The sequence below is a fragment of the Sulfurovum sp. MH2-6 genome (assembly GCF_058374785.1).
Map to the genome: position 1 here is coordinate 348,306 of NZ_CM178170.1, position 19,681 is coordinate 367,986.

The following is a 19,681-nucleotide window of genomic DNA, read 5'->3' on the forward strand; positions in this document are numbered from 1 at the left end:
TTATATTAATGTTACATTTTTATTTTTATTTAATTTTATAATAGGTAAAATAACTTAATTTAATAAAAATAGAAAAAGCCAAACCTATCGTGAGGTAGAGACGGAAAGCTGCGGGTCTTGAAAAGGGGGCAAGATAGCCGGGTTGCCAGAGATATTCTGGAGCAGTACCATGAAACAGTGGAATGATGTATCATTAAAAAAATTTCATATCTTTGAGTTGAAAGATATTTTTCTCTCTTTTACTTTCTTCCTGTTTGTATATACTGCTATATTGGGGATATATAGCGATGGGATAGATCCCAAATGACAAAACGCTACTCATTGAAGCTCTTGAGAGAGCAGGTTTTCGCACAAAAAAAAGCGTTTTGGGCTACACTGGTTTATGGTATAGGTGCAACACTGCTGCTTCTGCCTATTCCTATGCTGATTCCGTTGTTGATTGATGAGGTACTGCTTGGTCACCCTGGGAAAATGACAACATTTTTATCTGCTGCATTCGGCAACACGGAAGCATGGTTTCTCGTTTCTGTTACAGTAGTAGTTGTAATACTATTGCGAATGGTGGCATTTGTTTTCAGCAATAAACAGAGCTTTTATGCGATTAAGGTCACCCAGAAGATCAGCTATCTTCTCAGGCATCGTATCCTACACCACCTCGAGCGTGTCTCTTTGCACGAGTATGAGACTCTGAAGTCCGGCGGGGTCGCTTCCAAGACGATACAGGATGTCGAGGGTGTCAGCAGTTTTTCCGGAGCATTTGTCAGCAACTTTTTCAGTGCGGCATTGATGCTTGTAGGGATTGCAGCTGTGATGTTTTGGATGAATTGGGTACTGGCGTTACTGATCTTTATATTGAACCCTTTCTTCCTCGCCTTTTCAAAACTCCTTGGCAGGAAGACCGGGGAGCTGCTAAAGCGCCAATATAAAGCCTATGAGGTTTATAATGAACTGCTTAATGAAACACTTGAGCTTTTTATGCAGGTGCGTGCGAGTAACCAGGAGAAAAACTTTTTCGGTCTTATCCTTGGCCAGGCCAAAGAGATAGAAAATGCATCGGTCGAATATGGTCAGAAAGCGATGGTGGCACAAAGGTCTTCCGGGCTTCTGACCAATACGGTGATCGATCTCTTTCGTGCTTTAGGGGTGATAGTGGTTGCCTACTCTGATTTGAGTGTGGGAATGATGATCGCCTTTTTGTTCTATCTTTCTACACTGAATACTCCTGTACAGCAGTTGATGGGGCTGGTGATCAGTTATCAAAATACCAAACCGGCGCTGGAGCGCATCAATGCACTTCTGGATCTCCAACAGGAGCCGCACTACCCTCACGAGCAGAATCCTTTTGAGGGGGTTGCAAGCACCTCAGTCACACTGAAAGATCTCTCTTTTGCTTATCCCGGCGGGAGGGAAATACTTTCTCATATCAACATTGAAGCGAGGAAGGGAGAGAAGGTCGCACTGGTCGGACCCAGCGGTAGCGGAAAAAGCACGATCGCCCAGATCCTGGTAGGACTGTATCATCACCAAGGAGGGGAAGTATGTTATGGCGGTATTCCTATTGAAGAGATAGGACTCCCTGTTGTTCGGGAGAATGTTGCCCTGATGCTGCAGGAGTCTCTCTTCTTCAATGATACGATCCGTATGAACCTTACACTTGCCAAAGAGATCAGTGATACAAAGATCTATGCAGCATTGAAGGCAGCAAAACTCGATGGATTTGTAGAAGGGCTTGAAGAGGGATTGGAGTCACGTATCGGCAAAAACGGTATCCGTCTTTCGGGTGGACAGAAACAGAGGCTAGCCATCGCGAGGTTGATCCTCTCTGATCCAAAAATCGTGATCTTTGATGAGGCAACCTCGGCGTTGGATAATGATACTGAGAATGATCTCTATAAAACACTTGAAGCATTTTTGAAAGAACGTACGACGATTATCATCGCACACCGGACGACGACGATCAAACAGGCCGACTATATCTATCTGATTGAAGAGGGTAAGGTGAAGGCTGAGGGGAACTATAGGGAAATTTACGGAAGAGGTGTGATCAACGGGGCTGCCAATGCTGCATAAGATCAAAAAATTTTTTGCTTTACACGGTGAAGAGAAAAAACTTTTTACAGAGGCCTATGTGACTTTGGGGTTGATGCGTCTAGCCCTTTTGCTTTTCTCTTTCAAACGTTTGACACGTTCTTTAGCGCAGCAAAAAAACCTATCTGAAATAGTGCCTTTGAGCGATGAAGAGCAGCAAAGTGCAACGGATGTAGGGAATGTGATCGTAAGAGCAGCACTCCATACCCCCTGGGAGAGCGCCTGTCTGGTACAGGCATTGACGGCACAGCGTATGCTGCAAAAACGGGGGATTCCGGGGGTGTTTTATCTGGGAGCGATGAGAGAGAAAGATGGTGAGCTAAAAGCACATGCATGGTCACAGTGTGGGGAGAGGATCATTACAGGGGGTAAATCTGAAGAGTTTAAAGTACTTTCAGTATTAGGGTGGGGGAAAGAATGAGAGTCTATGGTACCAAGATCAAGAGTGATATCGATTTTCCTCTGGATCTTTCTCATGAAACGGAGATACGTTATGAAGTCACACTCTCTTCAGACATTCCTTGTGACATTAAAAATATGATTACCTGCGGATTGCCTTTATACTGGGCACATGGTCGACATGTTTATCTCTATAGTGACAGGGAGTTTGAGGGGAGCCACGCAGGGCAGCCCTGGTGTTATGAGGTGGAGGATGTAGTACGTTTTTACTGGGTCGGTGGAGAGAGAACGATTTATTATGAAATGGGTGAAAAAGGAGATGCAAACCTGTTGGGTTTTTGGTTTATTCATCTGTTTTTACCACTCTATATGACTCTGGAGGATATGTATGACTTTTTTCATGCCGGTGCAGTAGAAGTAGAGGGGAAACCTATCTTTTTTATCGCTCCGTCTATGGGTGGCAAGTCAACGATGACAGACTACTTCATCAAACAGGGGCATAGGTTGATCTCGGATGACAAAGTACCGACGTTCATCGATGATGGTAGCTTCATGGCTGTCGGGTCGCACCCCTATCACCGTCCCTACCGCAAATTCGAGGAGCTTGGCTACCGTGTGGAGAAGTTCACCACCCATTTTAAGCCTATTCATGCTTTTTATGTACTTGAAGGGATGGAGGGAGATGCAGAGATCACCATTGAGGAAGTGAAGGGGATTGAAAAATTTGCTCTTCTCCTCCCCAGCTATCTCTATATGTTTTCCTATCTCAAACCCAGACGATTGAAATACCTTTCAGGGATATCAAACAGTATCAGGGTTTTTCGTGTGCACGTTCCCTGGAACAGGGAACGGTTGGGTGAGGTGCATGATAAAATCGTAGCACATTCCAAACTATCAGCTTTATAAGAAACAATTAATACGAGATGTAGTATAGTTATGTAACGTTAATGTAACGATTAAGTTGGCCAAACTATTTGTGAGAATAGGACGGAAAGCCACGGGTCTTGATGAGGGGGCAAGACAGCCGGGTTGCTATATTGAAGGATATAGTGAATGAAAAAATTTAATGATTTAAAAAACATTGTTAAAAGATGTGAGAAAAAAAGCTACAGTACACCTAATTTGAAAGAAATAGGTACCATTTCCAAAAGAACACAAGGAAGTGGAGCCTATGCAAAAGATAACGGTAACTTAAATGGTAATGCAACAGGTGGTCTTCTAGGGCCATCAGGTTCTTAGTTGTTAATCATTTGACTTAAATGCTTTAATCCAGTCCCCCAAATTAAGAATTCTGAGACGCTGTTCTCTCATCGTATAATCACTTGATGCTTGAATGGCTGAAGGAATTTTATCGGGTTGTACATAGGGGAGCAAATCATTGTTGACTTGCCAATCATTAATCCATGAAGAGGAAGATTCTAGCATAAATTTTCCATGAAGATCTCCCAAAGGAGTTTTTGGACGCCTAATGATTTCTTGAGGTAACATTTCAGCCATTGATTGGCGCAGAATATGTTTTTCAAAGAACCAAGGTAATGAAGGGATAGAAAATAAAAATTCTACAAGTCTTAAATCCAAAAATGGATCCCTCTCTTCTGAAAGAGTAAATTCGCTCTCCATTATAATATCATCTGTATTCCAGTCTATTCCAGTCAATGTATTATGAGCATTAGGATGTCGGGTATGTAATGGATTTGGATTCCACTCAGATGTCTCTTCCCAAATTTTTTTTAATTCCATTGCCTTTTCGAACTCAGGATTGAACCAATCGGATAATAGACGTGGTCGAACAAGTATGTTTTTGTTACCTTTTTGTTTATGTTTCAATTTAAGCATGGCAAGTAAGCCTGATCCTATTGCCGGTCTTTTTTGATAGCGCTTTTTTAATTGAAATAGATCCATAAGCACCTTTATTGGATTTACTTCTTTCATAGTAGTTATAGCTGGTGAATACATGAGAAGATTATCTGCAGATGCACCTGTGAGTGCAACACGAGAGTGTGCAGCAATAGTTTTTTTAATCTCTTTCCACAAAGTAAAAGTATAAATTTCTAAAGGCCGTGTTGTTAAAACCAATGGACGCATGAATGTATAGTTCTCACCAATTAAATAATGGATAGGAATGTTTAAATGTTTTGCAACAATGCCTGCATAATGACGTTCTTGACACGGTAATATTCGATCATACACTGCTGTTACCGCATTCAGCGTTAGAGGGGGGATGGTATTTTCTTTTTCAAGTTGACGAACAGTTGCAGCAACTGAACTCGAATCCATACCTCCACTCATGGCTATAGTTAAGGCATTTGTACGAATTCTATCTGCTATAGAGACTTTAAATATCTCATTGAAATGTTCAATATAATCAGATTCCTTTTTATATCGTAATATAGGAAGATCCGGTGAAATATCCCAATATTTTTTAAGAGAGGTTTTACCATTTTGTAAAGTGATTGAATGAGCAGGAGGAAGGGTTTTTACATTGCTGAGTACAGTCAATGTTTTATCTATCCATGTATGATCTCCAAATAATAAAAATCCTGCAATAGCTTTATCATTGAGTTGCCTAGATATTAAAGGATGTTGCTTTATAGTATTTAGAGTATTACAGATGATTATTGAGTTGTTTTTTTCTGCATAATACAATTGATTGGCACCAAAACGGTCTCTAGCACAAAAAAGCTTTTGTTTCTTCTTGTCCCAGATCACAAAAGCAAAGTCCCCTAACAGATGTTCTAGGCACGCTTCTCCCCATTTTCTGTAGGCATGCAGGATCAGCTCACTGTCAGGTGTTTTAGACAACTCCAGGGATTGTTTCAGACCCATTTTATTGACAAGGTTTTCTCTGTCATCTATCCGTGCACTACAGGTGATCCATACTCTGTTATCGATGGTAGCTGGTTGGTTTTCATACTCCGCTTCAAAGGTGGTTTTGAACAGCGCATGTCCCATACCGATAGTGTTATCAATCCACACTTTTTGTTGATCCGGACCACGGAATTTTAATGTTTCGGTCAGTGAATGAATTAGTTGTTTGTCGACAGGTTTTCCATCAGTGTTATAAATCGTAATAAAACCGCTCATTTACTTCCAATCATGCAGGTTATAGAGTATTGATTATATCTAAAAGAAAAAACAAATACATGTTATAATTTTATTAAAAAAGAAAAATGATGAATCTCAATCAACAAATTATATTTGCAGATACCGTTTTCGCCCAGGAGGTTGATGGGGAGATGGTACTGCTTGATATGAATTCCGAGAACTACTTCGGCCTTGATGAGGTAGGGACGGATATCTGGAAAGCGATCGAAGAGAAGAGGGTACTCAAAGAGGTGCTGGAGAGACTTCTGGAGCAGTATGATGTGGAAGAAGAGGTACTCAAAAATGATCTTTTCATCTTTGTGGAAAAACTTCAGGAGAGTGGTTTGGTAGAGGTGAAAGCAGTTTGAAGTTAGCAGAGTATTTGAAAAAAGAGTCGATCGAACTTGACGAGGCTGCGATCCAAAAACTGGAGGCCTTCAGTGAACTGCTGCATGAGTGGAATCAGATTCATAATCTTACCGGGGCAAAGACGATCGAAAAGATCTATGAAAACATTATCGATTCCCTTTATCCCCTCACTTTTATCAAAATTCCCAAAACACTGCTGGATGTAGGGACCGGAGCCGGATTCCCGGGCTTGATACTGGGTATCGCTTTACCGCAGACAGAAGTGGTGTTGGCGGAGCCGCTCAAGAAAAGAGTCTCATTTCTGAAGTATGCCTGTATCGACCTTGGGCTGGATAATGTCAAGGTAGAGGGCAAAAGAGTGGAGCAGGTCGAGCATGCACCCTTTGAGATGATCAGCTCACGGGCAGTGACCGATACGAAATTCTTATTGCAACTCACCGAAAATATCAGTGATGCCCATACCTCGTATCTCTTCTATAAAGGAAGCCGCGTTTTTGACGAAGTGGAAGCGGTACAACATCAGTTAAGTTATGATATAGTACAAAAAAATCAAAGAAATTATCTTTTGGCTACCCTTAAAACCCCATGATCAATATGAAGGGTTGTGAGGATACCCATATATAAGGCTGATCAGTGATCTTAAAAATCATTATTTTTGCAGTGGTCGCACTGCTTATCTATAAGTTTTTTGGCGGTAAACTACCTACTATCGGGAGCAAGAGCCCTGAAGAAAAAAAGATCGATGAGGATACACTTGTCGAGTGTGAGACGTGTCATACGTTTGTAACGCTCAAAGAGAGTATTATCATTAACGGTAAATACTACTGTTCACAAGAGTGTGCGGACAAAAGGCATCACTAGCCAATCAAACGAAGAGGAGATACACTATGATCGTCATCGGACATCCATGGATAGAGAGCCCGAAGTTTTGCAAAGTCTTTTCAGAAGAGGATATCAAAGAGAGCGCACCTGATACAATAGTGTTATTGGAGCCTTTGGCCGACTCGCATAAGCTGGCGGCCTACTGCCAGAAAAACGATATCGCCTATGCGGTACCGGTCAATAAACTCAAAGAGGCGATCTTTGCCAATGCACTCGGGGCAAGCTATATCATCTGTGAAGAGGATGATGCGATGATGGTCCAGCCTATCGCACAGGAGTATCTCTTTGATACACGTGTATTGGTACTTATCCATGAAGAAAAAGAGATGACTAAGATTGCCAGATCACTGATTGATGGTGTGATCTTTGCCGAGGCAATTCTTTAAGTAGGACCAGTGTTTCACTCTTTTAAAATTACCTATACCCTGATATTTCTCAACCTTTTTGTCTATATCGCTACTGCACTTTTCAGTGCAAACTTCATGGAGATGGATACAAGGGTGATGGTTGCATTTGGCGCACTCTACGGGCCTCTTATTTTTCTCTATGATGAGTGGTGGCGTCTGCTCAGTGCGATGTTCCTGCATGGCGGTATGACTCACCTGTTGATGAATATGTTTTCACTCTATATCGTGGGACGGCCTGCCGAGATATACTTCGAGAAGCGCGCTTTTCTTGCGATCTACTTTTTTTCCGGGCTGATCGGCGCAGTCGCATCACTTGCTATGCATCCGCAGAGTGTAGGGATAGGCGCTTCAGGGGCGATATTCGGACTCTTTGGTGCATTGGCCGGATTTTTTTTGGTACATAGAGAGCGTATAGGAGCTCAGAGCAGGATTTTTATGAAGAATTTTGGTGTGATCATCGCACTCAATCTGTTTCTTGGTCTCTCTATCCCTTCTATCGATATGAGTGCCCATATCGGCGGTCTTCTGGTAGGTGCGATCGGCGGTATGATGCTTTCGTACAACCCCCGGTGGCTGATTCTCTACACTATTGCCATGCTGCTTGCATTGTTCAGTGCACTCTTTTATCTGCAGGGATCGAATGCTTCGGTACTTTAGTCTTCTGCTGATCGCGCTTTTTTTGATCGGATGCAGTGTCAAATCTTCAGCACCTGCACCCTCAAAGGTCAAGCATTTGAGTCATAAGCTGCAGGGGCTGGATGAAAATATCTCTCTGAGGGAGGCTGATTATCTGGCCTGGGATATCTATCATAAGACAGATGAACTGACTGAGAGCTATGCGTTGGTTTCGCCTCCCCAGTTTCATAACTTTCTGGTCAATGTAGGCGTAAGAGAGAAGGGGCTCTGCTACCACTTTTCCGATGCACTCTATCTGCACTTGAAGTCCCAAGGGTATAAGAGTTTTGATTTTCATCTTGTCGGGGCCAATATCGGAGAGTATTGGAGTGAACACAATGCACTGGTTGTGGTAGCAAAAGGGTGTAACAGTGAAAAGTGTATACTCAACAATGGGATTCTGATCGATGCATGGAGGGACTCAGGAGAAGTCTATTATTCCAGGGTGAGTGAGGATAAATCTTATCACTGGAAGCATAGAAGTGAGAGATGTAAAACTGTTTTATGAAAAGGAGCGTGGTAATGAATGACGATGAACGAGCGATGATGATGCTTGAAAAGTCGATCTATGAAGCAAAGGAGATACTTGAAGAGAAGCATATCTTCAGACCTTTTGCGATGATACTTGACCAAAACGGTTCGATACGAAGAATGGAAAACGAGATAGAGGATATGCAAGCCTCCTATATGGCCTTGCATGATGAGATCATGGCACATGTTCAGATGAGAAAGAGTGCTGACATCATTGTACTGCTCAGCAATGCTTCGATGCCTGAACAGCTGGTTGATGAGGGAATTGAGAGCAGTATCCGAGTACACCTTGAAGAATGTTCACAGCAGCATAAAGTTATTGCAAGCCGTTATATCTATGTCCCTTACCAACTGCAGAGATTAGCAGGTCAAGAGAAGGTTGAAGCAAAGCTTTTTCAGCCAAAAGCGGTAAGTTTTCCTTCGGAGTTCTTTAAAAAAGAGGAGGATCAAAAGGGCAGATAGACCTTGTCGATCAGCTCTTCATATTCACTTTGGGCATCCGAGTCTATCGTGATCCCTCCACCGCTCTTGTAAAAGAGTTGATCCCCTTCCTTATCGATGAAACGGATCATGACGCTCGAACGGAAACTTTCCCCGTCAAAGACGCCGAATATACCCGTATAAAATTCACGTTCATACTCCTCTACGCTGTTGATGATATTTACCGTACTTCTTTTAGGTGTACCTGAGATGGAACCTGCAGGAAGGATCTTCTCAAGCAGTCTGCCCAGATCTTCTCTCCAGTTATCCGGGAGTTTTGCAGTGATCTTGGAGCTAACTTGAAGCAGCTCTTTTTCGCCGGCTTTGATCCTGTCGGTATAGCGGAACTTTTCTACTTGTACCTCTTCTCCTATGATACCAAGGTCATTACGCATCAGATCGACGATCATTACATGTTCGGCCATCTCTTTTTGGTTGGACAAGATGATCTCTTCTGCATCTGGAAGGTTGGCGTCGATCGTACCCTTCATAGGATAGGTTGAAATGGTGTTGCCCTCTATCTCGACAAAACGTTCCGGAGAAAAACAGATGAACTGCTCCTTGAAGTAGAGTTTGAATTTTGCTCTGGCATAGGTAAAGATCTCTTTGAGCGTGAGATTGGTCTCTATCGGTGTTTTGAAAGTAAGATTGAGGAGGTAGGTGTTGCCTAAACGTATCTCTTCGAGTATCTTATCAAGGGTCTGTCTGTAGGTATCAAAATCGACAGGTTTTTTAGAAAAGGTGAAATCTTTGGTACGTTGTTCTACAGGGTAGTTTCTCCACTCTTCGAGTTTGTAGTAGATGTCATCATCCAGTGCATCAAGGGGCTGTGCAAAGATCTTTTGTTTATCATAAGAGATGATGGTGAGAAAGGGTATGTTGTTTTTGGCTAGTTCATTGATATGTTGAAAACCGTTATCTGTATCTAGCCACATTTAAAAACTCCGTTGAGTTTTTAGTAAAGAGTGAAGAGTGCGCCCGAACGAAGTGACAAGTGCCCTTGGGGTAAAGAGTGAAGAGTGTTTGTATGCACTGCAACGCAGTGCTTCTATTTTCTGAATGCTAAACGCTAAACGCTGAACGCTCATCAAGCATCCAGCATAAGCAGTTTCAGTACGGCCATACGTACATAGACGCCGTTCTTGACCTGCTCCAGGACTTTGCATCGTGGGTCTTCCAGCATCTCATCGCTGATATCAATGTTTCTCATGACCGGTCCCGGGTGGAGCAGAAGGATATTTCTCTCACCCAGACGCTCTTTTGTGATACAGTAGTGTTTCGCATACGCTTCATAGTCATCAAAGATCGGCGTAGCGTGACGCTCCAGCTGTGCACGCAGGCTCATGATCACATCGACTTTGTCTATGACCTCGTCAAGGTTTTCATACTGAGGCAGGTCACTTTCCGGCATAAACGGTTTCGGTGCAACCAATACAACATTCATTCCCATTCTTGTTAAAAGGCGGATGCCTGAGCTCGCCACACGTGAACTGACGATATCCCCCACGATAGCGACGGTTTTCCCTTCGATCTCACCGTCAAAATGCTCCATCATCGTGAAGAGATCAAGCAGAGCCTGTGTCGGGTGTGCATAGTTCCCGGCTCCTGCGTTGATCACAGAGCTGAGTTCCATATCGGCAAGCTGTTTGGGCACTTCATTCTCAGCGTGGCGGATGATGATGCCGTCGGGTTCCATCGCACAGAGGTTTGCAAAGGTGTCTTCCAGTGTTTCACCTTTTTTAGTCGATGAACGTGAGGGGTCAAGGTGTACTACCGCTGCACCGAGTCTCTTCGCCGCCACTTCAAATGAGCTTCTTGTTCTTGTCGAGTTTTCAAAAAAGAGTGTGATAAGCAGTTTGTCTCTAAGAAGCTGGATAGGTTTTTGATATTTGAACTTTTTGGCATCCCGTAGAAGGTTTTCTATCTGTTGGTCTGTGAAGTCATAAGTATCTACGAGATGTTGCATAAACGTCCTTTGTTTTAATTTCGTATTATAGCAAAGGGGTGGTAAAAATGGGTTTTTAATTATTGTTTTGGCGCATATCGATTTACAAACTGTTCAATATTTTTTTCCACACTCCACCACCCAGGAAACACCGCATCATAGTAGGGCTGTGTCACCTCTGCAAAACTTTCCCTGTCTTCGTATAGATTTACGCACCACTCAAAGTCGATATCTCTTGAGTGAAGTACTTCCAGTGAAAGGAGGGTATCGTTGATACACCCCAGACGGCTTGGGGTAACAAGAAGCAGAGGTGCATTGAGGTCTTTGGCCAGGTCTATCATCTTATAAGTTTGAGTGATGGGTACCATCAGTCCTCCTGCACCTTCGACGAGTAAAAGATCGCAACGTTTGGAAAGTTCATGGTATTTGTCAAATATCTTTTTGAGCTTTATCTCCTGCTGGATATCAGCACAGTAGGGGGCAGCAGGCAGAGAAAAGGTATAAGCGGTGATGTCTGCGGGGGTGAGGTTTGCAAAGTCAGGGTTGACTTTTTGGCAGGCTTCAAGGAGTGCTTTGGCATCAAGCGGTTCATCTGTTACACCGGTTTCGATCGGTTTGAAGACGCCTACTTTGAGACCAATTTTTGCATATGCTTCAATGAGCTTGAGTGTCGTGTGGGTTTTCCCTACATTGGTGCCTGTAGCGGTGATAAAGAGTGCGTGCATTTGCATTTCCTAAGTTTTTGTGTATAATATTTAAGCTATAAACGTCATACCGTACTCGACGAAATACCGTATAATGTCTAATGGCTTTTCGTATGATGAGAGTCCCTGAACCAACTCAGGATGACGGTGATATAGATCAATTGATAGGAATTTTAACATACTATGCCAAAGATAGAAGAAGAGATAGAGACCAGCTTGGAGCTTGAAGAGCCAAGGATGTTCAAGGTGTTGCTGCACAATGACGACTATACCAGTATGGATTTTGTTGTGGATGTATTGATGGGTATCTTTCACAAAAATGCGATGGAAGCAGAGAAGATCATGATAGAGATCCATGAGAAGGGTATCGGCGTGTGTGGCGTATATAGCTTTGAGATCGCTCAGACAAAGGCAGATCAGGTCAAACAGAAAGCGAAACAAAATGAGTTTCCGCTGTTAGCTACAATAGAAGAGGATAGTTGATTATGATAAGTATGGCATTGAATGATGTATTTAAGCATGCAGTTGCCTATGCCAAAGAGAATAGACACGAATACCTTACGGTGGAACATGTCTTTTTGGCAATTGTGAGAAGTGAAGAGGGAAAAGAGATATTTGCAGCACTTATGGCGGATCCGGATATACTGGAAAAAGGGATCTTGGAGCATATCAACAAAACGATCCCAAAACTTGAACAGCAGGTGGAGCCTTTTGAGACTGTAGCACTCTCAAGGACCATCAACGATATGATGACGCATATTCACTCATCAGGTCGCAGTGAAGCAAGTGTGGGAGATATGATCGCTGCAATCTTTATGCAGGAGCATTCCTATGCGGTCTACCTGATGAAAAAAGCGGAGATCGCACGTGTGGATGTGCTGGAGGTGATCTCACACAGAGAGCCTGAAAATAAAACCCAAAATGGAACAGAGAAAGAGGGTGATTCACTGCTGAGTGAGTTTACGACAGAGCTTGTGGAGTTTGCCCAAAGCGGTAAAATCGATCCGGTGATCGGACGTGAAAATGAGATAGATAGGGTGATGCAGACACTCTGCCGCCGAAAGAAGAACAACCCGCTGCTTGTAGGAGAACCGGGAGTCGGTAAAACTGCGATCGCTGAAGGGTTGGCACTGAAGATCAGCGAAGGAGAGGTCCCTGAGGTGATAAAAGAGGCCAAGGTCTATGCGCTTGATATGGGTGCATTGGTTTCGGGAACGAAGTACAGAGGTGACTTTGAGAAGCGTCTGAAGGGAATTATCGCAGAACTCACAGCAGAGAAAAATGCGATACTTTTTGTTGATGAGATCCATACGATGGTGGGAGCAGGTGCGACAAGCGGAGGGAGCATGGATGCAAGTAACCTGCTCAAACCTGCACTTGCCAGAGGTGACCTGAAGTGTATCGGTGCGACAACCTATGCAGAGTATAGAAACTTCTTTGATAAAGACAAGGCGCTCAGCCGTAGGTTTGCCAAGATCGATGTGGAAGAGCCGAGTATCGAAGATACCTTTACGATCCTGAAGGGTGTACAGCATAAGTATGAAGATTACCACAGGATCAGTTTCTCTGATGCGGCACTCCGCTCGGCGATCGATCTTTCGGTGAAATATCTGCATGACAGATTCCTTCCGGACAAGGCAATGGATATCATCGATGAGGTTGGAGCACACTTTATGCTGAAAGGGCTTGAAAATGTCAAAGTGAAGCCCAAGGATATCGAAGAGAGTGTGGCAAAAAGTCTGAAGCTCCCTTCTACAGTCGTCGGGACAGACGATACACGCAAGCTTCAAACACTTGAATCTGATCTGAAAGAGAAGATCATCGGTCAGGATGAGGCCATCGAAGCGGTAAGCCGTGCGATCAAACGCTCTTACGCAGGACTTAATGCACCGAACAGACCGATAGGGTCATTCCTCTTTGTTGGGCCGACAGGTGTAGGTAAGACGGCATTGGCAACACAGCTTGCCGAGACGATGCATGTACACTTCGAGCGTCTGGATATGAGTGAGTATATGGAACCGCATACGATCAGCAGACTGGTCGGTGCACCTCCGGGATATGTCGGATATGAGCAGGGAGGATTGTTGACCGAGATGATCAAGAAACATCCTCATACGGTGCTACTGCTTGATGAGATCGAAAAGGCACACCCTGATATCATGAATATCCTGCTTCAGGTGATGGATGGCGCACAGCTGACTGATAATAACGGCGTAGTCAGTGACTTTAAGAACGTGATCCTTATCATGACCTCCAATATCGGTACAAAAGAGCCGAATGTGATGGGATTCACCAAAGATACAACGATGAAAACCGATAAAGCACTGGCTTCATTCTTCTCTCCGGAGTTTAGAAACCGCTTAAGCGGTACGATTGAGTTTAAGCCTCTGAGTCTGGATACACTTGTCAAGATTGTTGATATTGAGACAGAGAATCTCAATGATCTGCTCAAAGCGAAAAAGGTGAAAGTCAAACTCACGAAAAAGGCGAAAGAGTATCTGGCCGAAGAGGGGTATGATGCACGCTATGGGGCAAGACACATCGCCCGTGTGATCGATGCGAAGATCAAGGAAGCGTTAACGGATGAGATACTCTTTGGTAAGCTCAAAAAAGGAGGGAAAGTCAAAGTAGACTTCAATGAGGGTCAATTACAGTTTGCGTATGAGGAGCGGTGATTGTCATCGATATTTGACGAAGACTACTTTGTACCGCCGCTTCGGGCGACCTCTTTCCCGAATCCAAGGTTTGCCTCTGATGAAGGGCTGTTGGCATACGGAGGGGAGCTCTCCTCTCATACGCTGCTGACAGCTTACCGTAAAGGGATCTTCCCGTGGTTCAGTCCTGGTGATCCGATCCTCTGGTGGTCCCCCAATCCGAGATTGCTTCTCTATCCCGATAAATTTTATGTAAGAAAGTCTTTCCGCAGGGTATTGAGGTCGGGCAAGTTCACCGTAAAGTTTGACCATCACTTTGAAAAAGTGATCCGCTACTGTGCCACCGTACCCAGGGAAGGTCAAGAGGGATCATGGATCGTACCTGAAATGATAGAAGCGTTTATCCGTCTACATGAAGAGGGGTTCGCACACAGTGTAGAGGTCTATAAGGACGGGATACTGGTCGGTGGGCTTTACGGGATCGCGATGGGAAAAGCCTTCTTTGGGGAGTCGATGTTCTCCCTGGTAAAGGATGCCTCAAAAGTGGCATTTAAGGCCCTTAGCGATGTTTTAGGTGCAAAAGGTTATGATTTTATAGACTGTCAGATGCCGACAGATCATATGATAGGTTTGGGTGCTGAGGTAGTGGATAGAGATATATTCCTCGATGCTCTTGCCCGGGCACTTCAAAAGCCTAGCGATCTGGGAAATTGGCATGACTTCGAATGGACGTATGAACAATACAATCAAGAATAAGGATAGAATTAAATGGTAGATAGAGAGTTAGGGTTTTCGTTGTGGCTGGATTTTATTGAGAGAGATTTTTTGCAAAATGAATTTTCATCCATGATTGAAAAAGGGATCATTAACGGGGCGACAAGCAACCCGGCGATCTTTGCTTCAGCGATCACCTCTTCCCCTGCATATAAAGAGCAGTTGGAATCGTTGGCCGGTAAGAGTGCCAAAGAGAAGTATGAAGCCTTGGCAATCGATGATATCAAAACGGCCGCACAGGCGCTGAGAGAAAATTATGAGGAGGGGAATGACGGATATATCTCTATCGAGGTAGATCCTTTCCTCTCCAATGATACTGCCGGAACGGTAGAAGAGGGGAAAAGACTCTTCGAAGCGATCGGTGAACCGAATGTGATGGTCAAAGTACCTGCGACTGAAGCCGGATATGAAGCGATGAAGGAACTGCTTAGCCAGGGGATCTCGGTCAATGCGACACTGATCTTCTCTCCGGAACAGGCAATGAAGTGTGTCGAGGCGATGAAAGAAGGAATCGCTGCGAGTGATAAAAAAGTGAATGCCGTGATCTCTGTCTTTGTCAGCCGTTTTGACAGAATGCTGGATAGCGCACTGGAAGAAGCAGGAGTGGATGCGGCAAAAGTAGGGAACTACAACGCTGCAAAGATCTATGCGATGATCGAGTCTCACAAGGTACCGGAGATCAGAACGCTCTTCGCAAGTACCGGTGTGAAAGGGGATGCTCTTCCTGCAGATTACTATATCAGAGAGCTTTTTGCCTCAAGATCGGTCAATACAGCACCGCTTGCTACTATCGAGCACTACATTAAAGAGAGTGCTACACCGGCGAAACTGCCGCTTGATATGGCGCATATCGATGCACATTTCGAAGCGGTAGAGAAAGCAGGTATTAAAATGGAAGAGGTCTATGAAAAACTGCTTACAGATGGCCTCGTAGCATTTGAAGAGGCATTTGAAGAGATGCTGGAAAGTATCAAATAATTCTGCTGAAGATAGGAGCGACTGGATGGAAGAAAAACTCAAACTCTTTTTAAGAACAATGATCAGTAACGGTGGTTCTGACCTTCATATCAAATCAGGTGCTATTGCGAGAGTACGTTTGAACGGTAAGTTGAAACTAATGGGGAAAGAGGAGCTGAGCGCTGAAGATGTCGAAGGTATCGCAAGAGCGATTACTACAACAGAACAGTTTGAAAAGCTCAGGATCGATAAAAACCTGGACTTTACCTATGTACTGGGTGAAGATCACCGTTTCAGGGTGAACTTCTTTTATCAAATGGACGGACTTTCAGCCGTGTTCCGTATTATTCCCGTGAAGATTTTGAGTATTGATGATTTGGGGCTTCCTGCAGTGATCAAAACATTCACCGAAGCACAACGTGGTCTGGTTCTTGTGACAGGGGTTACAGGTTCTGGTAAGTCAACGACACTTGCCGCGATGATAGATAAGATCAACCGGGAGACCAACAAACATATCATTACGGTAGAAGACCCGATCGAGTTTATTCATAAAGATAGAGGATGTCTGATCAATCAGCGTGCGATCGGTCAGGATACGCACTCGTTCTCTGATGCTTTGAGAGCTGCACTGAGGGAAGATCCTGATATCATCCTGGTTGGGGAGATGAGGGACCTGGAGACGATCGACATTGCACTGCATGCAGCCAATACGGGTCACCTGGTTTTCTCGACACTCCACACCCTGGATGCGAAAGAGACAATCGACAGAATTGTCGGTATGTTTGCCAAAGAAGAGCAGAACCGTATCCGTGGTTCTCTTGCATCAGTCCTTGAAGGGATTATCTCTCAGAGATTGATACCGACAAAAAAAGGCGGTCGTGTCGCAGGGATCGAGATACTTAAAAAGACAGCAAGAATTGAACAGTTGATCATGGAAAACAGAGACTTTGAGATTCCTGATGCACTCTTTGAAGGGAAAGAGATCTATGGTACCCAAACCTTCGACCAACACCTGCTGGATCTTATCAAGGCGGATATAATCTCTGAAGAGATAGCCCTGGAGTATGCTTCTAACCCATCTGATCTGAAACTGAAGATGCAAGGGGTAGGTAAAGGTGCGATCATTAAAGAAGACCAAAACAAAGCAGACGATATCATTTCCTTCAAGGATGAGTAACGTGAAGCAAACGTGAATAGTTTCACGTTTGTAGTTACGAAACCATGAGACCCGTTAAATAAACGTGAGTGAACCTCACGTTTATAGGGTTGGAACCGGAGCGTGTCGAACGAAGTGAGCCACGAAGGCAAAAATGATCTGCACAGGTGTACCGCTGAAGGCTAAGTCGGAACGAAGTGTAGCCGCGAAGGCAAAAGCGTGAAGCACCTGTGCATCGTTTTTATCTATTTCTACAACTGTGTGTCTTTCAGACCATTTTAATAAAAAAGAGGTATAATGCGCCTCTATTTTACACACTGATGTAAAAAAATTTTATTAAGGACTAACTATGTTAGAAGGTATCATTAGAGAGAGTATCGGAAAAAGCAATGCAAAGCAGCTTAGAAGAGATGGTTATCTAATCGCTAATATTTATGCAAACGGTGTAGAAAACATCAGTGCTGCATTTAAAAGAGGTGATTTCATCAAAGCTGTAAGAGCGAAAGAAGGATTTGCACTTCCTATCAAGGTTGGCGATAAAGAGCTTAACGTAGCTATCCAGGAGTATCAACTACACCCGATCACTGGCGACATTGTTCACGTTGACCTTAGAGTTGGTGTACCAGGACAGGTGACTGACTATCTTGTACCGGTTGTCACACACGGAACACCAAAAGGTTTGAAAAACAAAGGTGTATTCATCATGTCAAAAAGAAGAATCAGAGTAAGAGGTACATTTGAAGATATGCCTAAGAACTTTGATTTTGATATCAGTGATCTTGACAGAGATGACTCAATCCTTATAAGAGATGTAGAAGCACCTGCAAACTGCCGTATCATGGAAAGAGCAGATGTTGCTATCTGTGGTGTGATCAAAGCTAAATAATCAAACTTATGATGAAAGTATAGTCGTGGCACTTTTTATTGGTCTAGGAAATCCGGGATCAAAATATGAGAATACACGGCACAATATCGGTTTCAGGGTCATAGACAAACTGCTCAGTGACCTTGGAGCCAGAGATATCTCCAAAGCCTCATTTCAAGGCGAACTTTTCAAATACTCCAATCACTACTTTTTAAAACCGACAACATTTATGAACCTATCGGGTAAAAGTGTTTTAGCTGTAAAGCAGTTTTACAAGATAGATATGGAAGATATTATTGTGATCCATGATGATATTGATCTCCCTTTCGGTGCTTTACGTTTCAAACGAGGAGGCGGTCACGGCGGGCATAACGGTCTTAAATCCATTGACGGAGTGATCGGGAAAGAGTATATCCGTGTAAGGGTAGGGGTAGGAAAGCCTGAGCATAAGTCCCAGGTAGCTGATTATGTGCTGCATGATTTCTCCAAAGAAGAAGAAAAATATATCGATCGGTTGATCTCCCATACCGCTGAAGCATGTATGAAGCTGACGGTAGAAACATTGACAGAGGTAAAGTCGAAATTCAGTCTGAAATCACTTGATGGAGTTGTGGGATGAACCTCTTTTCCCCACCGCTCTATTTTCGTTATCTGGCAAAACATTACCTCAAGAATCTTTTAGTCATTCTGTTCGGACTCTCGCTGCTCTTTTCAGTGATAGACTATTTTCAGCAGGCTTCAAAGCTTGAAAAACTCGGTACCTATCAGCTCCATTATATTTTTTATAAATGGGAAGAAGCGATAACACTGCTTTATCCCCTGGCCATTGTATTTGCCGTGATCATTACAAAAATCATGATGGTGAGAAACAGTAATATCGTGGTACTTCATGCATTCGGTTTCAGCAAGAAAAAACTTTTTACTCCGTTTCTTGCCATCGCATCCACAGTCTATCTGATCTTTATGGTACTGCATACAACAGAGTTTTCCTATGCGAAAGATAAGGCTTCTCATCTGCTGAAAAATCAATATAATGATTATCAGGTAAAAGATCTCTTTTTTAAATACAACGATGCGTTTGTGTATGTAAAACAACTTGATCCGATCAACAAAAGGATAGAAGATATTACGATCTTCAAGGTCGAAGGCAATCAGGTCAGGTATACCATCAAGGCTCCTTATGCACTCTACAACGGTTCGGGATGGGATGCAAAGGATGCACGGCTGAAAACACATATCTATGAGAATGATATACTGCAGCGTTATCACTTGGAGTATAAAAAGAGTATTGAGACGCTTGAAGGATATAAGCCAAAGATTATGGAGTCACTCTATGAGGGGAAAGCACTGAGTGTTATAGATGCCTATTATACGTGGAGGCTCTTTTCTGTACAGAAGCTTGATTCAAGTAAGATCCGGGCCACCTTGTACGATAAAATTGTGACACCACTTTTTGCTCTTGCCATGGTATTGATCTTGTTTTTCAAGTTGCCTTTTCACGCTAGAATGGTAAATCTTTCTACTACACTCGCACTCGCATTGGGGGGTACGATCGTTGTATGGGGAGTACTTTTCGGACTTGGAAGAATAGGGTATAACGGTGTGATCCTACCTGAACTTACCTCTGTACTGCCGATCCTTTTACTGAGTATCTATGCACTATATACTTATCTCTTTGATGAGGCAAAAAGTCTCGCATAGAGAGTGCTTT

The 19,681-nt window shown here is 43.5% G+C and carries 23 protein-coding genes and 2 riboswitches; of the genes, 19 read left to right on the plus strand and 4 right to left on the minus strand.

Features of this window, described 5'->3' with window-relative positions:
* Window positions 1-67 precede the first annotated feature (67 nt).
* Window positions 68-150: riboswitch (cyclic di-GMP riboswitch) on the plus strand.
* A 153-nt stretch (window positions 151-303) separates the two neighbouring features.
* The 4 genes from AC4JOV_RS01725 to AC4JOV_RS01740 all read left to right on the plus strand — a co-directional run bounded on the left by AC4JOV_RS01725 (window position 304) and on the right by AC4JOV_RS01740 (window position 3,726).
* Window positions 304-2,070, plus strand: a complete 1,767-nt coding sequence (locus AC4JOV_RS01725) for an ABC transporter ATP-binding protein (RefSeq protein WP_229936845.1) — start codon at window positions 304-306, stop codon at window positions 2,068-2,070.
* Window positions 2,060-2,509 carry a lasso peptide biosynthesis B2 protein gene (locus AC4JOV_RS01730; protein WP_229936844.1) on the plus strand — a complete coding sequence of 150 codons (450 nt, stop codon included), beginning with the start codon at window positions 2,060-2,062 and terminating at the stop codon, window positions 2,507-2,509. The genes AC4JOV_RS01725 and AC4JOV_RS01730 overlap by 11 nt, the downstream gene beginning before the upstream one ends.
* The gene (locus AC4JOV_RS01735) at window positions 2,506-3,393 is read left to right on the plus strand and encodes a phosphoenolpyruvate carboxykinase (ATP) (RefSeq protein WP_229936843.1); all 888 of its coding nucleotides are present in this window, start codon (window positions 2,506-2,508) and stop codon (window positions 3,391-3,393) included. Before AC4JOV_RS01730 ends, AC4JOV_RS01735 begins: the two co-directional genes overlap by 4 nt.
* 48 nt (window positions 3,394-3,441) lie before the next feature.
* A riboswitch (cyclic di-GMP riboswitch) is annotated at window positions 3,442-3,524 on the plus strand.
* A 16-nt stretch (window positions 3,525-3,540) separates the two neighbouring features.
* Window positions 3,541-3,726: a hypothetical protein gene (locus AC4JOV_RS01740; RefSeq protein ID WP_229936842.1), complete on the plus strand. Its 186-nt coding sequence runs from the start codon at window positions 3,541-3,543 to the stop codon at window positions 3,724-3,726.
* Between the two features lie 3 nt (window positions 3,727-3,729).
* Here AC4JOV_RS01740 and AC4JOV_RS01745 read toward each other — a convergent pair whose 3' ends face one another.
* Window positions 3,730-5,571 carry an asparagine synthetase B family protein gene (locus AC4JOV_RS01745; RefSeq protein ID WP_229936841.1) on the minus strand — a complete coding sequence of 614 codons (1,842 nt, stop codon included), beginning with the start codon at window positions 5,569-5,571 and terminating at the stop codon, window positions 3,730-3,732.
* Between the two features lie 86 nt (window positions 5,572-5,657).
* On the opposite strand from AC4JOV_RS01745, the gene AC4JOV_RS01750 reads away from it, so the two are divergent.
* From AC4JOV_RS01750 to AC4JOV_RS01780, 7 genes are read left to right on the plus strand one after another with little or no spacing between them, the layout of a single operon-like run.
* Window positions 5,658-5,939 (plus strand): PqqD family protein, encoded by a 282-nt coding sequence (locus AC4JOV_RS01750; protein ID WP_491522170.1) that lies wholly within the window; start codon window positions 5,658-5,660, stop codon window positions 5,937-5,939.
* Complete coding sequence (gene rsmG / locus AC4JOV_RS01755) at window positions 5,936-6,529, plus strand: 16S rRNA (guanine(527)-N(7))-methyltransferase RsmG (protein WP_229936839.1); 594 nt, start codon at window positions 5,936-5,938, stop codon at window positions 6,527-6,529. Before AC4JOV_RS01750 ends, rsmG begins: the two co-directional genes overlap by 4 nt.
* Window positions 6,530-6,573: 44 nt before the next feature.
* Window positions 6,574-6,801 carry a PP0621 family protein gene (locus tag AC4JOV_RS01760; protein WP_229936838.1) on the plus strand — a complete coding sequence of 76 codons (228 nt, stop codon included), beginning with the start codon at window positions 6,574-6,576 and terminating at the stop codon, window positions 6,799-6,801.
* Window positions 6,802-6,827: 26 nt separating this feature from the next.
* Window positions 6,828-7,208 (plus strand): hypothetical protein, encoded by a 381-nt coding sequence (locus AC4JOV_RS01765; RefSeq protein ID WP_229936837.1) that lies wholly within the window; start codon window positions 6,828-6,830, stop codon window positions 7,206-7,208.
* Between the two features lie 9 nt (window positions 7,209-7,217).
* Window positions 7,218-7,886 (plus strand): rhomboid family intramembrane serine protease, encoded by a 669-nt coding sequence (locus AC4JOV_RS01770; protein ID WP_229936836.1) that lies wholly within the window; start codon window positions 7,218-7,220, stop codon window positions 7,884-7,886.
* Window positions 7,870-8,412, plus strand: a complete 543-nt coding sequence (locus tag AC4JOV_RS01775) for a hypothetical protein (protein WP_229936835.1) — start codon at window positions 7,870-7,872, stop codon at window positions 8,410-8,412. Before AC4JOV_RS01770 ends, AC4JOV_RS01775 begins: the two co-directional genes overlap by 17 nt.
* 14 nt (window positions 8,413-8,426) lie before the next feature.
* Window positions 8,427-8,897, plus strand: coding sequence for a hypothetical protein (locus AC4JOV_RS01780; RefSeq protein ID WP_229936834.1), 471 nt, complete (start codon window positions 8,427-8,429; stop codon window positions 8,895-8,897).
* Here AC4JOV_RS01780 and AC4JOV_RS01785 read toward each other — a convergent pair.
* The 3 genes from AC4JOV_RS01785 to bioD all read right to left on the minus strand — a co-directional run bounded on the left by AC4JOV_RS01785 (window position 8,882) and on the right by bioD (window position 11,591).
* The gene (locus AC4JOV_RS01785; protein ID WP_229936833.1) at window positions 8,882-9,850 is read right to left on the minus strand and encodes an aminodeoxychorismate synthase component I; all 969 of its coding nucleotides are present in this window, start codon (window positions 9,848-9,850) and stop codon (window positions 8,882-8,884) included. The genes AC4JOV_RS01780 and AC4JOV_RS01785 overlap by 16 nt on opposite strands.
* Before the next feature lie 152 nt (window positions 9,851-10,002).
* Entirely contained in the window at window positions 10,003-10,881 is an 879-nt protein-coding gene (locus AC4JOV_RS01790) for an aspartate carbamoyltransferase catalytic subunit (protein WP_229936832.1), read from the minus strand.
* A 59-nt stretch (window positions 10,882-10,940) separates the two neighbouring features.
* Window positions 10,941-11,591, minus strand: coding sequence for a dethiobiotin synthase (gene bioD / locus AC4JOV_RS01795; protein ID WP_491522171.1), 651 nt, complete (start codon window positions 11,589-11,591; stop codon window positions 10,941-10,943).
* 156 nt (window positions 11,592-11,747) lie between these two features.
* On the opposite strand from bioD, the gene AC4JOV_RS01800 reads away from it, so the two are divergent.
* The 8 genes from AC4JOV_RS01800 to AC4JOV_RS01835 all read left to right on the plus strand — a co-directional run bounded on the left by AC4JOV_RS01800 (window position 11,748) and on the right by AC4JOV_RS01835 (window position 19,671).
* Window positions 11,748-12,047, plus strand: a complete 300-nt coding sequence (locus tag AC4JOV_RS01800) for an ATP-dependent Clp protease adaptor ClpS (protein ID WP_229936830.1) — start codon at window positions 11,748-11,750, stop codon at window positions 12,045-12,047.
* 2 nt (window positions 12,048-12,049) lie between these two features.
* Window positions 12,050-14,239, plus strand: a complete 2,190-nt coding sequence (gene clpA, locus AC4JOV_RS01805) for an ATP-dependent Clp protease ATP-binding subunit ClpA (protein WP_229936829.1) — start codon at window positions 12,050-12,052, stop codon at window positions 14,237-14,239.
* Window positions 14,240-14,974, plus strand: a complete 735-nt coding sequence (gene aat, locus AC4JOV_RS01810; protein WP_229936828.1) for a leucyl/phenylalanyl-tRNA--protein transferase — start codon at window positions 14,240-14,242, stop codon at window positions 14,972-14,974.
* A 12-nt stretch (window positions 14,975-14,986) separates the two neighbouring features.
* Window positions 14,987-15,970, plus strand: a complete 984-nt coding sequence (locus AC4JOV_RS01815; protein WP_229936827.1) for a transaldolase — start codon at window positions 14,987-14,989, stop codon at window positions 15,968-15,970.
* Between the two features lie 25 nt (window positions 15,971-15,995).
* On the plus strand, window positions 15,996-17,126 hold the full coding sequence (locus AC4JOV_RS01820) for a type IV pilus twitching motility protein PilT (RefSeq protein ID WP_229936826.1): 1,131 nt from the start codon (window positions 15,996-15,998) through the stop codon (window positions 17,124-17,126).
* A 328-nt stretch (window positions 17,127-17,454) separates the two neighbouring features.
* Window positions 17,455-17,991, plus strand: a complete 537-nt coding sequence (locus AC4JOV_RS01825) for a 50S ribosomal protein L25/general stress protein Ctc (RefSeq protein WP_229936825.1) — start codon at window positions 17,455-17,457, stop codon at window positions 17,989-17,991.
* 25 nt (window positions 17,992-18,016) lie between these two features.
* Window positions 18,017-18,589: an aminoacyl-tRNA hydrolase gene (gene pth / locus AC4JOV_RS01830; RefSeq protein ID WP_229936824.1), complete on the plus strand. Its 573-nt coding sequence runs from the start codon at window positions 18,017-18,019 to the stop codon at window positions 18,587-18,589.
* Window positions 18,586-19,671 carry an LptF/LptG family permease gene (locus tag AC4JOV_RS01835; RefSeq protein WP_229936823.1) on the plus strand — a complete coding sequence of 362 codons (1,086 nt, stop codon included), beginning with the start codon at window positions 18,586-18,588 and terminating at the stop codon, window positions 19,669-19,671. The genes pth and AC4JOV_RS01835 overlap by 4 nt, the downstream gene beginning before the upstream one ends.
* Window positions 19,672-19,681: the final 10 nt, after the last annotated feature.

Excerpts from the sequence above, each read along its gene's own strand:
- AC4JOV_RS01735 (WP_229936843.1), top strand. The coding sequence starts at position 2,506 with ATGAGAGTCTATGGTACCAAGATCAAGAGTGATATCGATTTTCCTCTG.
- bioD (WP_491522171.1), bottom strand. The coding sequence starts at position 11,591 with ATGCAAATGCACGCACTCTTTATCACCGCTACAGGCACCAATGTAGGG.
- AC4JOV_RS01820 (WP_229936826.1), top strand. The coding sequence starts at position 15,996 with ATGGAAGAAAAACTCAAACTCTTTTTAAGAACAATGATCAGTAACGGT.
- AC4JOV_RS01750 (WP_491522170.1), top strand. The coding sequence starts at position 5,658 with ATGATGAATCTCAATCAACAAATTATATTTGCAGATACCGTTTTCGCC.
- AC4JOV_RS01730 (WP_229936844.1), top strand. The coding sequence starts at position 2,060 with ATGCTGCATAAGATCAAAAAATTTTTTGCTTTACACGGTGAAGAGAAA.
- AC4JOV_RS01800 (WP_229936830.1), top strand. The coding sequence starts at position 11,748 with ATGCCAAAGATAGAAGAAGAGATAGAGACCAGCTTGGAGCTTGAAGAG.
- clpA (WP_229936829.1), top strand. The coding sequence starts at position 12,050 with ATGATAAGTATGGCATTGAATGATGTATTTAAGCATGCAGTTGCCTAT.
- AC4JOV_RS01835 (WP_229936823.1), top strand. The coding sequence starts at position 18,586 with ATGAACCTCTTTTCCCCACCGCTCTATTTTCGTTATCTGGCAAAACAT.
- AC4JOV_RS01725 (WP_229936845.1), top strand. The coding sequence starts at position 304 with ATGACAAAACGCTACTCATTGAAGCTCTTGAGAGAGCAGGTTTTCGCA.
- AC4JOV_RS01815 (WP_229936827.1), top strand. The coding sequence starts at position 14,987 with ATGGTAGATAGAGAGTTAGGGTTTTCGTTGTGGCTGGATTTTATTGAG.
- AC4JOV_RS01825 (WP_229936825.1), top strand. The coding sequence starts at position 17,455 with ATGTTAGAAGGTATCATTAGAGAGAGTATCGGAAAAAGCAATGCAAAG.
- AC4JOV_RS01790 (WP_229936832.1), bottom strand. The coding sequence starts at position 10,881 with ATGCAACATCTCGTAGATACTTATGACTTCACAGACCAACAGATAGAA.
- AC4JOV_RS01780 (WP_229936834.1), top strand. The coding sequence starts at position 8,427 with ATGAATGACGATGAACGAGCGATGATGATGCTTGAAAAGTCGATCTAT.
- AC4JOV_RS01765 (WP_229936837.1), top strand. The coding sequence starts at position 6,828 with ATGATCGTCATCGGACATCCATGGATAGAGAGCCCGAAGTTTTGCAAA.
- AC4JOV_RS01785 (WP_229936833.1), bottom strand. The coding sequence starts at position 9,850 with ATGTGGCTAGATACAGATAACGGTTTTCAACATATCAATGAACTAGCC.
- AC4JOV_RS01775 (WP_229936835.1), top strand. The coding sequence starts at position 7,870 with ATGCTTCGGTACTTTAGTCTTCTGCTGATCGCGCTTTTTTTGATCGGA.
- AC4JOV_RS01740 (WP_229936842.1), top strand. The coding sequence starts at position 3,541 with ATGAAAAAATTTAATGATTTAAAAAACATTGTTAAAAGATGTGAGAAA.
- AC4JOV_RS01745 (WP_229936841.1), bottom strand. The coding sequence starts at position 5,571 with ATGAGCGGTTTTATTACGATTTATAACACTGATGGAAAACCTGTCGAC.